The sequence below is a fragment of the Mesobacillus subterraneus genome (assembly GCF_020524355.2).
Lineage (GTDB): Bacteria > Bacillota > Bacilli > Bacillales > Cytobacillaceae > Mesobacillus > Mesobacillus subterraneus_C.
In genome coordinates, this window is the sequence record NZ_CP129019.1 from 1986965 (window position 1) to 2001320 (window position 14356).

General features: G+C 40.7%; 14 protein-coding genes, 1 pseudogene and 1 riboswitch. Of the genes and pseudogenes, 8 read left to right on the forward strand and 7 right to left on the reverse strand.

The features are described 5' to 3' along the window. The first annotated feature begins 225 nt into the window (after positions 1-225). The 4 genes and pseudogenes from qoxA (at position 226) to qoxD (ending at position 4140) form a co-directional block, all read left to right on the forward strand. Positions 226-1275: pseudogene (qoxA, locus tag LC048_RS10170) on the forward strand (cytochrome aa3 quinol oxidase subunit II). Further along, the gene (gene qoxB / locus LC048_RS10175; protein ID WP_226600969.1) at positions 1265-3244 is read left to right on the forward strand and encodes a cytochrome aa3 quinol oxidase subunit I; all 1980 of its coding nucleotides are present in this window, start codon (positions 1265-1267) and stop codon (positions 3242-3244) included. The pseudogene qoxA and the gene qoxB overlap by 11 nt, the downstream one beginning before the upstream one ends. Then, positions 3234-3839 carry a cytochrome aa3 quinol oxidase subunit III gene (qoxC, locus tag LC048_RS10180; RefSeq protein WP_226600970.1) on the forward strand — a complete coding sequence of 202 codons (606 nt, stop codon included), beginning with the start codon at positions 3234-3236 and terminating at the stop codon, positions 3837-3839. Before qoxB ends, qoxC begins: the two co-directional genes overlap by 11 nt. Before the next feature lies 1 nt (position 3840). Then, positions 3841-4140: a cytochrome aa3 quinol oxidase subunit IV gene (gene qoxD / locus LC048_RS10185; RefSeq protein WP_226600971.1), complete on the forward strand. Its 300-nt coding sequence runs from the start codon at positions 3841-3843 to the stop codon at positions 4138-4140. 933 nt (positions 4141-5073) lie between these two features. Here qoxD and LC048_RS10190 read toward each other — a convergent pair. Then, positions 5074-5289, reverse strand: coding sequence for a hypothetical protein (locus LC048_RS10190; RefSeq protein WP_226600972.1), 216 nt, complete (start codon positions 5287-5289; stop codon positions 5074-5076). A gap of 173 nt (positions 5290-5462) precedes the next feature. After that, positions 5463-5573, forward strand: a riboswitch (TPP riboswitch). Between the two features lie 79 nt (positions 5574-5652). Here LC048_RS10190 and tenA point away from each other — a divergent pair. Next, positions 5653-6324, forward strand: coding sequence for a thiaminase II (gene tenA, locus LC048_RS10195; protein WP_226600973.1), 672 nt, complete (start codon positions 5653-5655; stop codon positions 6322-6324). 66 nt (positions 6325-6390) lie between these two features. Here tenA and LC048_RS10200 read toward each other — a convergent pair whose 3' ends face one another. Next, positions 6391-7203, reverse strand: a complete 813-nt coding sequence (locus LC048_RS10200; protein WP_226600974.1) for a DUF2935 domain-containing protein — start codon at positions 7201-7203, stop codon at positions 6391-6393. A 141-nt stretch (positions 7204-7344) separates the two neighbouring features. Here LC048_RS10200 and LC048_RS10205 point away from each other — a divergent pair, with 141 nt between their 5' ends. Beyond that, complete coding sequence (locus tag LC048_RS10205; RefSeq protein WP_226600975.1) at positions 7345-7824, forward strand: hypothetical protein; 480 nt, start codon at positions 7345-7347, stop codon at positions 7822-7824. A 63-nt stretch (positions 7825-7887) separates the two neighbouring features. Next, positions 7888-8043, forward strand: coding sequence for a hypothetical protein (locus LC048_RS10210; RefSeq protein ID WP_226600976.1), 156 nt, complete (start codon positions 7888-7890; stop codon positions 8041-8043). A 706-nt stretch (positions 8044-8749) separates the two neighbouring features. Here the strand turns inward: LC048_RS10210 and LC048_RS10215 are convergent. Together LC048_RS10215 and LC048_RS10225 are read right to left on the reverse strand one after the other, a co-directional pair. Next, entirely contained in the window at positions 8750-9916 is a 1167-nt protein-coding gene (locus LC048_RS10215; RefSeq protein ID WP_226600977.1) for a TraB/GumN family protein, read from the reverse strand. Positions 9917-10326: 410 nt separating this feature from the next. Beyond that, entirely contained in the window at positions 10327-10881 is a 555-nt protein-coding gene (locus LC048_RS10225) for a YdhK family protein (protein WP_226600979.1), read from the reverse strand. Between the two features lie 159 nt (positions 10882-11040). Here LC048_RS10225 and LC048_RS10230 point away from each other — a divergent pair, with 159 nt between their 5' ends. Further along, a complete protein-coding gene (locus tag LC048_RS10230; protein WP_306050164.1) occupies positions 11041-12981 on the forward strand; it encodes an alkaline phosphatase family protein in 1941 nt (646 codons plus the stop codon). 131 nt (positions 12982-13112) lie between these two features. Here LC048_RS10230 and LC048_RS10235 read toward each other — a convergent pair whose 3' ends face one another. The 3 genes from LC048_RS10235 to LC048_RS10245 form a co-directional block, all read right to left on the reverse strand. Beyond that, entirely contained in the window at positions 13113-13253 is a 141-nt protein-coding gene (locus tag LC048_RS10235; RefSeq protein WP_156972678.1) for a hypothetical protein, read from the reverse strand. A gap of 223 nt (positions 13254-13476) precedes the next feature. Then, positions 13477-13662 carry a DUF4230 domain-containing protein gene (locus LC048_RS10240; protein WP_306050166.1) on the reverse strand — a complete coding sequence of 62 codons (186 nt, stop codon included), beginning with the start codon at positions 13660-13662 and terminating at the stop codon, positions 13477-13479. Beyond that, entirely contained in the window at positions 13586-14185 is a 600-nt protein-coding gene (locus tag LC048_RS10245) for a DUF4230 domain-containing protein (protein WP_306050168.1), read from the reverse strand. Before LC048_RS10245 ends, LC048_RS10240 begins: the two co-directional genes overlap by 77 nt. Positions 14186-14356 lie beyond the last annotated feature (171 nt).

A 14356-nucleotide genomic window follows, 5' to 3' on the forward strand; every position in this document is an offset into this window, starting at 1 on the left:
ATTCACCAAGTTGACATTATTTGTTTTCATAATTTGTTCACATTTACCTTAAAAACCGTAACAATTTCCATGTTAGAATGATTACAAATAAAAGAGTGTGATTTTTATCACACCTTTTCCACAACTTACCGTTCTTTTCAGGGTTGTTTTCAACAACTTTGTGAACAAATGAACATAAATTTGTGATAGAATGAACAAGGTTGATATTTGAAAGGAGCTGCAGTGATGAAGAAATCAAAACTTTTTTTGTTCTCCCTCACCTCGATCATGGCTGTGCTGTTGCTTAGCGGCTGTGAAAACAATATGGTGGTATTCAATCCAGAGGGACCAATTGCAAGGCAAATTCTTGAGTTAATCAACTTTTCGATTGCATTGATGTTACTCGTTACGGTCATTGTATTCGGTCTTTTCGGATATATCGTCTGGAAATACCGTGAACGCAAAGACAATAAGGATTACGAGCCACCAGAAGAACATGGCAGCACGGTACTGGAAATAATTTGGACAGTGATTCCAATCTTAATTATCATTGCTTTGACGATCCCTACGGTCAAAACAATTTACGCAATAGATGAAATCCCGAAAGGCTATGAAAATAAAGAGCCTCTTGTCATTAACGTTACATCTGCTGACTGGAAGTGGATTTTCAGTTATCCGGAACAAGGAATCGAAACGGTCAACTATGTGAATATTCCTGAAGACCGACCGATCGATTTCAGGCTGACTTCAGCAGGTACGATGCAAAGCTTCTGGATCCCTGCTTTGGCTGGCTAAAAGTATACGATGGCAAAAGCAGAAACTCAGCTTTACCTCGTTGCAGACAATCCTGGATCATATGTAGGAAAGAACACGAACTTTAACGGCCAAGGTTATGCAGGCATGGAGTTCGAAGTACTTTCGCAGACACAGAAAGATTTTGACCAGTGGATTAAAGATGTAAAAGAAACTGCGCCAAAAATGACATTAGAGGAGTATGAGAAAATGCTTGAGCCTTCCCATCTTGGCCGCAAGACATTCTCTAATACGCACCTTGAATGGGTTGACCATTCTGATCCACACTCAAAGAACTACACGAATCCAGAAATGTATGACAGAGGACATGGCTGACCAGGAAAGATCTTTGAAGATAAGGACAATTACAAAAATAAAGATGGAAACAATGAGAAGTCCAATCATGAAAACAATGAGAAGTCCAATCATGAAAACAAGGAAGATATGAAGCATAAAGAATCTGAAACTGAAGATTCACACGGGGGTGACCACAGTGGGCATTAAATGGGATGAATTTTTTGTAACAGGTGATCCACTTATTTTCGCTTCACAAATCGGGATTGCTCTGACAATAGTCGGCGCATTAGCCGGAATCACTTATTTTAAAAAGTGGAATTACTTATGGTCTGAGTGGTTCACGACTGTTGACCACAAGAAAATCGGGATTATGTATATTCTGCTAGGTGTCGTGATGTTCTTCCGCGGCGGTATCGATGGCTTGATGATGAAAGGCCAGACAGCTGTTCCGGAAAATGGTTTCCTGAATGCCCAGCACTATAACGAGGTATTCACAACACATGGTGTCATCATGATTTTGTTTGTGGCGATGCCACTTTTGATCGGTCTCATGAACTTTGTGATTCCGCTCCAGATTGGCGCACGTGATGTTGCTTTTCCACAGCTGAACGCACTTAGCTTTTGGCTAACAGTAAGCGGAGCAGCGCTGTTCAACATTTCTTTCATTATTGGTGGTTCACCTGACGCAGGGTGGACATCCTACTTCCCTCTTGCCGGTAAAGAATTCAGCCCAGGCATCGGGAATAACTTCTACGCAGTTGCCCTGCAAATTGCTGGTGCAGGTACTTTGATGACTGGTATTAACTTTGTTGTCACAGTGTTAAAAATGAGAACTAAAGGCATGACCTTGATGAAGATGCCGATGTTCACATGGACATCATTCATCACATCGATCATCATTGTAGCGAGCTTCCCTATTTTTACAGTAGCATTGGCTTTGATGACCTTTGACCGCACGTTCGGTACACACTTCTTCACCATCTCCGGCGGCGGTATGGATATGCTCTGGGCGAACCTGTTCTGGCTATGGGGACATCCTGAAGTTTATATCGTAGTCCTGCCTGCATTCGGGATGCTTTCAGATATTATTTCGACTTTTGCCCGTAAAACATTATATGGGTATAAATCAATGGTCATTTCAATTGTGATGATTTCTGTCTTAAGTATGCTCGTTTGGGTTCACCACTTTTTCACAATGGGAAACAGCGCAGGAGTGAACTCATTCTTCTCGATCACGACAATGGCAATTGCCATCCCGACCGGTGTGAAGGTATTTAACTGGCTGTTTACGATGAGAAAAGGAAGGATCAAGTTTACGACAGCCATGCTTTGGGCGCTGGCGTTCGTTCCTAACTTTGTCATCGGCGGTGTAACAGGAGTCATGCTGGCGATGGCTGCCGCTGACTATCAGTATCACAATACGTTATTCCTTGTGGCACATTTCCATTATGTATTGATTCCTGGGGTTGTGTTCCCGATTTTTGCAGGTCTTTACTTCTGGTGGCCTAAAATGTTCGGATATATGCTGAACGAAAAGATTGGTAAATGGCATTTCTGGCTGTTTGTTGTTGGATTCAACGTGACATTCATGCCAATGTTCTTCCTTGGACTTGACGGTGCGGTCCGCCGCGCGTACACGTACTCAGCTGAAACTGGGTTTGGTCCATTAATGATGATTTCTGCAGTTGGTTCAGTGATTCTTGCAGCAGGCTTTGCGGCTCTTGTATACAATATCTACTGGAGTGCACGGTACGCTGACCGCAATATCGGAAATGACCCATGGGATGCAAGAACGCTCGAGTGGGCAACAGCTACACCTGTACAGCACTATAACTTTGCTTCCCTCCCTGAGGTTACGAAGCTTGATGCATTCTGGCATATGAAAAAGAACAATGAACTTCAGCCTCTTGCTGAAGATGAAATTGAAGAAATCCACTTGCCAAGTAACACATGGATCCCGATCTATATGGGTGTAGTATTCGGAATTTCCGGATTCCTGCTTGTTTTCGAATGGACGATTGCTGCTGGGGTTGCCGCTCTAGGTATTCTCGCAGGACTTGCCTTCCGTTCATTTGACTATGATGAAGGCTTCCATGTGCACAAGGATGAAGTCTTTGAAACAGAAAATAAATGGAGAAAAGGTGCGAACAAAGGAGTGAAGAACCATGTCAGCTAAAGTCAATGCCGCTTTACCGCTTGAATACCAGACAGAACAAAACAGGATGAATATCCTTGGATTCTGGGTCTTCCTTGGTGCGGAAATCGTGCTCTTCGCTACCCTTTTCGGAGTGTATGGAGTGCTCGGTGAACGTTATGCCGGAGGACCTACACAGCAGGATATTTTCGTAGTAACAGATGTTATGATTCAGACGTTTTTGCTTTTGACAAGCAGCTTTACTATGGGAATCTCGATCTTTGAAATGCGACGCAGCAATATCAAAGGCATGCTGATGTGGTTAGTCTTTACACTGCTGCTAGGCGGCGGATTCCTTTTCATGGAGATCCGCGAATTCATGCACTATGTGCATGAAGGTGCAACAATGCAGACAAGCGCATTTCTATCCAGTTTCTTCGTTTTGCTTGGAACACACGGATTGCACGTTACCATCGGGATTGGCTGGGCGATCCTGCTGATTATCCAGATCGTGCAGCGAGGATTGACACCAATCACAGCACGCAAAGCATTCATCTTTGGACTGTACTGGCATTTCCTTGATGTCGTTTGGATTTTCATCTTCACTTTCGTATATCTTAGAGGGTTGGTGATGTAATATGGATAATCATTCTAAAGGCTTCCCGCTCGGGCATGTCATCGGGTTCTTCATGTCACTCGTCCTGACATTCGGCGCAGCATGGATTGCCCTTCAGAGCTCTTTATCAATGAAGGCAGTCATGTGGATCATCGGTACACTGGCAGTTGTCCAGGCCGGAATCCAGCTATACATGTTCATGCACATCAATGAAGGCGATGATAAAGTAACCAATAATATCAATATTATCTATTCAGCTTTTATCGCTGTCGTCATTGTTGCAGGATCCATCTGGGTTATGACATCAGGACACTCACACTAAAACAAATGAGACCAGGCACCATTTTTGTGGGTGACCTGGTCTCATTTGTTTTTTTGTCTTTACCTTACCTTACTTCGGACAAATTTGGCTTGAGTGGACGAGATGTTGTCCGAACTTGGCCTTACTTCGGACAAGTTTGGCTTGAGTGGACAATATTTTGTTCGAACTTGGTCTTACTTCGGACAAATTCGGCTTGAGCCGTCGAGATTTTGTCCGAACATGGTCTTACTTCGGACAAATTCGGCTTGAGCGGACGATATTTTGTCCGAACTTGGTCTAGCTTCGGACAAGTTTGGCTTGAGTGGACAATATTTTGTTCGAACTTGGTCTTACTTCGGACAAATTTGGCTTGAGCCGTCGATATTTTGTCCGAACATGGTCTTACTTCGGACAAATTCGGCTTGAGCGGACTATATTTTGTCCGAACTTGGTCTAGCTTCGGACAAGTTTGGCTTGAGCAGACTATATTTTGTCCGAACTTGGTCTAGCTTCGGACAAGTTTGGCTTGAGTGGACAATATTTTGTCCGAACTTGGTCTTACTTCGGACAAATTTGGCTTGAGTGGACTATATTTTGTCCGAACTTGGTCTTGCTTCGGACAAGTTTGGCTTGAGTGGACAATATTTTGTCCGAACTTGGTCTTACTTCGGACAAATTTGGCTTGAGTGGACTATATTTTGTCCGAACATGGTTTTGTTTCGGACAAATTTGGCTTGAGCGGACGAGATTTTGTCCGAACTTGGCCTTACTTCGGACAGATTTGGCTTGAGCGGACGAGATGTTGTCCGAACTTGGCCTTACTTCGGACAAGTTTGGCTTGAGCGGACGAGATTTTGTCCGAACTTGATCCTACTTCGGACAGATTTGGCTTGAGCGGTCGGGATTTTGTCCGAACTTGACCTTGCTTCATAAAAATATCACTTGCTAAATTAACTAAATCTTCGCCATCTCCCCTTTACGACCTTTGATTAGGCGTAATCGGGGCAGCTTTCCTTCCTTCTTGAATAAAGAAAACATCGCGAAATTAAATGCTGCAAGGAACAGTGACAATACAGCATGCTGGAATCCATGTGATAACAACGCTAAGAATCCGCTTACAAGACAATATAAACCAACAATTAAATAAAAGTACATAAGAAGTTTTCCCACTTCTCATTCCCCCACTATTTCGTTTTTATTTTTTATATTAACAGAATTTAATAAAAAATGTCACATAATGTTCACAATTAACACTAAATTTTTTTACAATTTACTTTTTCTCATATTGCTTGACTCTTCTACCCGCCATGCTATTATGATTAATGAAGAATTAAATAACAAAATTTTACCACTAGGGGTGCCTTTGAATTAAAGGCTGAGATTAAAGTGAGACTTTGAGACCCTTGGAACCTGATCTGGTTTACACCAGCGTAGGAAAGTGGACTTTGGGACGTTTTTATGTTGTGCCAATTCAACCACTTTCTTTGAAAGTGGTTTTTTTATTGGGTTAAAAAGGATGAGGAGGAGCTTCAAATGAAAAAATTCACTGAAGAATTAAAGAAACAAGCAGAACCAATATGGCAGGCAAATTTTGAACACCCTTTTATTAAGGGAATCGCTAATGGAAATTTAGCATTGGAGTCCTTTCGCTATTATGTGTTACAGGATTCCTATTATCTTTCCCATTTTGCCAGGATACAGGCAATCGGAGCGTCAAGAGCAGATGATTTGTTCACGACCTCCAGAATGGCGACTCATTCGTTGGGAACTTATGAAGCTGAGCTTGGTCTGCACGAAACTTTTCTTAAGCAACTCGGAGTGACAAAACAAGAAATAGCAGAGTTTATTCCCTCTCCTACTGCCTATGCGTACACATCCCATCTTTATCGGGTTGCTGCTTCAGGGAGCCTGTCTGAAATCATCGCAGCCATCCTGCCATGCTACTGGATTTATCATGAGATTGGCCAATTGTTGAAGGAATCCACTCCCAATGTCCAAATTTATCAAGAATGGATAAACGCATATGGCGGAGATTGGTTCAGTGAATTGGTAAATGAACAATTAAACAGACTTAATGTTCTTGCGTTGGAATCCCCAGAATCGGAAAAAGAAAAGATGAAACAGCATTTTATCATCAGCAGCCAGTATGAATTCATGTTTTGGGACATGGCATACAATCAGGAAAAATGGCCTGTTGCCTTATAAAACGAACGTAAAAAACAACGGGGCTACTTCCCGTTGTTTTTCATCCAATTCATACCTGTATTTTCCCTAAAAAGATGGCTTCGACAAAGAACAATTTCCAACCAGAGGCTGCAGCCTTGGTTCATAGTAGCTTAAATTGGCGAGAAAGTAACAAGTCTCCGGAAAGTGATGCTCAAGAAAGCGCAGATTGGATTTATTCAAAAGCGTTTTGTCTTTATACTTCTGCACCATATTCTTAACAAACTGATTCATCTCCTGGGTCGTCTTTCCTACTTCAAAGATGAATTCCTGCTGGCGCGCAAATCCTGGCTGCTTCACCCGTAAATAATTTTTCAAATGATGATTTTGGACAATATAAAGTTGAAATCTGCGTTTGTACTCTTGCGCTGCTGTATTTGATCCGACTTCTATCGGATCCAGCAAATTTTCAAAAAGAACCGCATGACCAAGCTGATCTTCAAGCCAAAGGTCCATAATCTCTGTAACGGTCAACCTTACTGGCTCCTGTCCTTGTACCAAATAGCTCAATATTCGTAAATATTCCTGATTTTCACTTAGCGTTCCGTTCAAATAAGTTGGTGACAAGTTCAAATTAACTTTATTATCTATCCGTAATGACTGCATTGTACCCTCAAAATCATAATAACTTTTAGCGACCTGCCATGCTTTTCTTGAAAAATCAATCATTTGACTGTCCTGGTAGTCAGCATCACGAGGAATCGATCGTAAACCAACTAACAATTCGTCATACAAACGTATAAATTGCCTGGCGATTTCTACATACTCCGTTTCATTCGGAGACAGCCCATCCCTGACAAAATATGCGTGATCCTGAAGCATTTCAAGCCAAAATGCATGTTCATCCCATAGAGAAATCATCTCTTTCCCCTCCTTTTCCCTTCTTATACTTACTGTTCAAGAGAGAAAGAAATGATGACCTCATGAAACTTTTTAATACTTTTAGCTTAATTTGAGATACTAAGAAAAACAATCTCTATTCTCTCCCTAAAGGTGTGGCTAATGAAAAATTTAAAACTTTACATAATTTTAATGACTGTACTGCCCTGGCTGTCACTGCCTCTGCTTGGCAAACAAACATTCAGAAAGTTCCTTCCAGGTACGTTATTCATGGCAATATATTTAATCTTTGAAGGAAGATTTGCTGAAAAGAGAAAATGGTGGTGGTTTCCATTTAAAATTAAACCAAACGTTGTGGGTGAACTGCCTCTAATCTGGGGTCCGTTTTTTATAGGCTCTTTCTGGATCATGAAATACACTTACAAAAAATTTAATCTGTATTTATTGGTCAATATCTTGATTGACTCACTGTTTACTTATTACGGACTGAACATCTTTAAGAAATTCGGCTATGTCTCATTGGTTCGCTTAACAAAATTCCAGTTATCTATTGTATTTTTAATCAAAACCTTAGTTTTATATGGATTTCAGGTATTTTATGACAAAGTCATACGGCGACAATCAGACAGCACCTACCAATAATTATTTTTGAATTGAACATAATAAGAAGGTCATTGATAAAACAAGGAAAGTGAGTTGAATGGTATGGCGAGACAAGGTATGCACAATAGGGATCAAACAAGAGAACAAACAGAGAAGCATGATAAAAGTAATGACATGGAGCTTGGTGCAGAGTTCCAGGTTGGGAATTCAAAATCGCAAAGCCAGAAAAAAAGCGGGAAACAAGTAAATAAAAAGTAGAAGAAAGACGCCCTTTAACCCGGGTGTCTCTTCTTCTTTGCTCAGAATCTTAATAGTTTTTTAACTCCATGCTCAAAAGGAACATAATACCAAATATCTTCTTTTCAAATTTAAGTTTTAGGATAGTATACACGGGGAACGAACGTAATAAGAATGATATGGGAGGTGCTTAATATGAGTTTGTTGTACAGCAAGGCTATGGAAGCTTTTAAAAATGATGCAAAGCGACAGTCTGAGTATCAACAGAAAACTTATAGCAAGGCAAAATAGCTGTTCCGCCTTATGTTTGTCTATTCATCTTCTTGTCATCCTGCCAATGAGGATGATTTTTTTTGACTCTTTTTCGTAAAGATTTCATGGATATCCCTAGCTATTGAATTTTGTTTTATATTGTTGCAAATAACCCGTACTATCAAGCTCAATATTGCCGTATAAACGAAACTTGAAAACAGCAGAAAGGTTACACTAGTGGAAAAGCGATGTACCTAGAGTTAGTAAAATACAGAATCCCCAATGATAAATTAAGCTCTAAATCAACATGGCAGGTTTCAAAACAGCAGGTTTCAAAACCCTCAAAATATCACTCCTGTAAAAACTTTTCCTTTTCTCTTTTCATGTTAAGCAACAAAAATCCTCTTTTTATCAAACTTCTATACCTATTCTCAAAACAAAAAAGAACGAAACCATGTAGATTTCGTTCTAATTCTTATAAATTTTCGATAAAGACCCTGATGACATCAGCGCCACCTATGAAGGTTCCAAGTGAGCTTCCCAGATTGGCTAGTACGACGATCAGCAATACCCGGCTGACTTTGTTTCGCCAAAATCCTTTTAAGCTAAAAACATCTTCAGAAAGTGTCTCGAAGTCCTTAACATTTGGTCTGCGGATATAAGCCTGTGTCAAACCGGCAAACCAGCCTGCAGCTAGCAATGGATTTAACGAAGTGATCGGTGCCGCGATAAATGCTGTCAATATGGTCAGTGGATGCCCCATAGCGATAGCAGCTCCCAGGGCGGAAAGGCTTCCGTTCCATAAAATCCAGCTGACTGTCTGAGCAAGACCAGCAGATGGGTTAGCCAAAAAAGTATAGACGATAATCGCCAGAATCAATACAGGAATGCTCCAGCCAATGACTTTTGGCCAATTGGATTTCGGCGGTAACGCTATTAGTTTTTTCAAATCATGATCTTTTTTGATTTCTTCTTTGATACCCGGTACGTGTGCAGCCCCTAGGACAGCGACAATTCTTTCACCAGGTGCGTCCTTGATTTTCTGAGCTAAGTATTGGTCACGCTCGTCAATCAATGGCTTTTTCAACCGAGGAAATGTCTCCGTGAATTCATTTAGCATCGCATTGATTGTATCCTGTTCCTTCAGCTTTTCCAGTTCTTCTTCTGAGATGCTGTCCCTGCTGAAGATGCTGGTAATGATTTGGCTGAGCAGAAGTGCTTTCCCCTTCAAGCCAAGATTTCCCCAGATTCTTGAAAAAGTAATCTGGATATTGCGATCTGCAAGCACAAGTGTTGCCCCGACTTCTTTCGCCGATTCAATCCCCTGGATCATCTCTTGACCTGCTTTAATACCAAGTTCCTTCGCCATGCGATTTTGGAAAGATGAAATAGCAAGGTTCATCAATAATAAAGAAGCACGTTTTTCTTTGATGACCTGGATGATATCCATCTCCTGCCACTTTGAGCCCTCGGAGATTGTCTTGTAGCGCTGCTCGTCCAATTCGACACAGACTGAATCCGGTCTTTCAGCTTCAATGACTTCCTTAACCTGCTCTGCACTGTGCTTGGAGACATGTGCAGTTCCAATCAATATGTATTCCTTGCCATTCATTTCAATTCTCGTTATATTTTCCTCGATCATAGATACCTTCCTTTTACTAGACCCATGCAAGCCAACTTAATGATTATAATCTATGTTTCATTTTACCATTATAACATGAACAATAGTCTGAAATATAAAGATTATTTACCAACATGCCCATACTCAATACAGTTCAGGATTCGGACATTTGCCGAAGAAAAATAAAAACCGCACAACAGTCATCGAGTGACTCCTCTGCGGTCAGATAATCCATTTATTTTGAATAACTTGTTTTTATCGAGGATGATTTCCTGTTACTCATCATTTTCTTCACGATTGGATAAAGAACAGGTCCCCATTTTAGCGCGGTTTTGATTATTTTTTTCATGAATCATCCCTCCTCAGTCTTAGTACTTATATACCCTGACTTACTAAAAGGCAATCCTGCATGATTTTGGTAATCTTGGCTATTATTTAGCAGGAGAAAGTTCATCTTCAGTTACCCACTGATGGTTCGTCACTTTTTCAGAGCCATCTGTTGGTACGAAATCGACCATGTAGACTGTCATTTCTTCAGCTGAATCGATGATTGCCTTTGCCCCTTTCATACCTTCCATATGATCAGTATGGATTGTAACCTCATCCCCTGGCTTTAATGGTTCATCTCCGGCATCAAGCAGTTCTTCATGGATTACCCACTTATGCTTTTCCACTCGGTCTCCACCATTGGTAGGGTCATAGGACAATGAGTAGACGACAGTGTCATACGCCCCAACGATCTCGGCTTCAGCCCCATCCATGCCTGGCATGTGATCTTCCGTGATGATTGCTTTGCTTCCAACTTTGTATGTTGGATTCGCGGCTTCCTGCAGACCTTCAGGCAATTCACCTGAACCTGAATGTTCCATATTGGCATGGCTGCTGTGATCTTCAGTCTTTGTTTTATCATCTTCACCAGAACATGCTGTAAAAAATAGTGCGCTTGTTATTGATAATACGATTGCTAACCTGTTGTTTCTTTTCATACGAAAGATTCCTCCTTATTTTATAAAAAATTTATATCATGTATTTATGCAGATTTTATCGAGTGCATTGCCTGGCAGCTGAACAACCAATTTTCAAAAAGTTTTAACCACCTTAAAAATAGGTAAATCCCTGTTATAACATTAAAGTAGGGAGATTCTATGACATCAAGATTTTTCAAAGTAATTATTCTATTATTTATCATTTATCCTTCCATCAACGAGACTTTGACAGAAGCAGCAAGTGGCCGGCAGGTAATTCTTATTTCTTTTGACGGCATGCGTAATGACCTCACCCGGAGTTATGTAAAAGACGGTAAACTGCCTAATATAAAGAATGTTATCGAAAAAGGAACTATGGCCAAATATGCAAAGACGGTAACCCCTTCTCTTACTGCCCCATCACACGCAGCTATTGCAACCGGCGCAACACCGCTTAAAACATCCATCGTCAGCAATGCGTGGCAGCAGAAAGGTGCAACATTGACGAACCAGAAAAATGCATTCTTAAGCGAGTTTGAAGTAGAACCACTCTGGGTCGCAGCAAGGAAACAGGGGAAAACCACTGCAACGGTTGCATTTGCCGGGGCGAATCCTGCTACTGGCAAGCAGGCGGATTATACGATTTATTATGGAGATACACTATCCCCAAGCAAACAGGAAAAACTAAAATTTACAGAAGCTTCAGGGTGGAGTAACACTCCGAAAAGCTATAGTCCATTAATGGAATCATCATTCAATATAAAGTTCGAGGACAGTGAGAACAAAGAAATTTATATACTTGCCTTCGATTCAAGTAACGATGAGAAAAAGACATACGACAAATTTATTATCTCTGAAAATAAGACAAACCATTCTAGCGGAGTAAGTTCAAAAGATTGGGAATCTGTCGGTCTTGAATTGGAAGAGGAGAAGAAAGCGGGATTCTGGCTTAAATTCACTTCAACGGACCCGGCATTGGAAAAGGAAGCTTTAATGTACCGTTCGGCAGTGACGTCAGGTTTAATTGAAGGACCAGAAGGATTTCATGAACGAATTAGGGACAAATTTGGTTTTTTTCCGCCTCAAGACGATGACATCGCCCTGGACAAGGGCTGGATCTCCAGGAAAGAATATGAGGAAATTACAGAGAGGTTCGTGAACTGGGTTACAGATGTGTCCCTTTTTATCAAAAATGAGTACCAGCCGGATTTACTGATGTTTTATGCACCGCAAATTGACCATCAGGAGCATAAGTACTTAATGACAGATCCAAGGCAGCCCGGCTATACGCCTGAAAAATCGAAAAAGTATATGGAGTATATCCAATGGTCTTATAAAGTTGCAGACAGTGTCGTCGGCAAAACGGTCGAGTCACTGGACGAGAACGACCATCTCTTCATTGTTTCAGACCATGGCATGGAGCCGGCACATTCAGCACTAGAGCCGAATAAGGTTCTAAAGGACAATGGACTTCTTGTATTAGATTCCGACGGCAAGATTGATTATAAAAAATCCAAAGCAATTGCGATGCCAAGCGGTTCAGCAGCGCACGTATATATCAACCTGAAGTCGAGAGAAAAGCATGGTATAGTTCCAGTGGAAGATTATGAAAACGTCCACAATGAAATCATTCAAGCTTTTAAAGGGGTCAAGGTGAACAGGAATGAAAACGGCCCTGTGATCAGGCATCAGCTGAAAGAAATATGGGACAGCACCGTGAACTTCTCACTCAACGCCGTAAAAGAGAATACAAAAGACTTATTCGGTTATCTTGTTAACGCTGATGTCCACCCCTACCAGGATATAAATAAAATATCTCTAGATGAAAAATCGAAGGACAATAATGCCGGAGATATTTTATTAATGGCCGCTCCTGGATATATAATGGGGCAAGGGGAAGCCAATATCGTAAAGCCAGCAGCGGACCTCGGTACACATGGAGGAAACCCTAATCGGGAGAAACTGAAAGCAGTATTTATGGCAATGGGACCTGACATTGACCGAGGAAAAAAAATAGGACCGATATCCAATCTTGATATAGCACCAACGATTTATGACCTTCTTGAACTGCAAACCCCAAATCAAGTAGAAGGCAAGAAAATTAAAAATTTATCGCAATAACCTGCAGAGGCGAATCACGATTCACTTGGTTCGCCTTTTTTCAATCCTTTAGCGGTAAGTCACATTCGTGAAAAGTTGATACAAATAAATTACTGTAAAATACAAAAATCCAGGCATGCGCCTGGATTCATTTAGAAAGCCCAATCACCAAGAGGTGTCATCTTTCGGTTCTGCTTGCAGCTCTCGCATACATGAAGCCTAACTGGCTGAAAAAGCTTTTCTTCCTTGTTCTCCGAAACATCCTTCCGTCCACAAACTTCGCAAATTCTCATCCATTTCACCTCATTTTAATCTATTGTCAAATGGCTAAGTTCTGTAGCGGCTATCTACCCTGTCCAACAATTGGGTTTATTAATAATATTTACAAGATGGATGAAAATATTTAAGAAGAACGATATATTTTTTTAGGAAACAACGATACGGTATATCATTTAGATTAATAATTTTTATCTTTTGAGGAACTTAGATTTTATTTTTTTGGTTTACATAATATTATTATCGAACAATCTTGACCTTGTATCCCAAATGACCGAAAAATTCCTTTAATACAATTTCAGCATTTTTATCAGCTTTTTGTAAAATTCCAGCATCTATTGCTTCCTGCTTAATTTGGTCCTGTGCGATAGCGTGCCAAATTGAATCCTTGATCCCACTGGACTTTTCCACGTAAAAGGCCTTCATCCGAAAAAGTCCTTACCTCGTCCATCTTAACTGACGGCTCTTGGATGAATTGTGCCCGAGGTAGTATAATTTCTACTAATTTTTTATCCTCATCTACCTTCATGTCTTTTTTATCGATAGCTTCCAAATCAACACCAGCTAACACAGTTGCTGGAACGATTAATAGCAATTCACGTTTTGTCCCAGGGATATTCAAGTTAATTTTCTCTCCGAATAACTCATTATCTTCTTGCTCAAGGATGACCTTAACATGTGCCTCTGCCGTTGCCAACGTTGCCAATCCGTGCACTTGTTCAATGTACACAGTCGACTCAGCTTTACCTGTGCTCCCTGTTACATACCAGAATCCAACACCTATGACTGAAGTTAAGAAAAGAAAAATTATTAACATCCTGCTAATTGCACTAAGCTTAGATGACATCACTGGAGGTGCAGCCAAGGAAGCTGAGCTTTCCACTCTCCCTGCCCTTAATTCAGTCAATAGTTCATCAAGCTTTGAAAGGACTTTTTCCTGCTTGTCCATCAAATTAACCTCCTATAAACCAAAAGAATTACAAATTATCCTTTTAATCGACAAATTCAAGTGATGAAAAATCCTCCTAAAATAAGGAGGCTTGTTATTTAATACGAATCATGATAGAAAAAGTTTCATAGAATGATAGTTTATCAGTTTATTCAGTTTTATTTTTTCAAA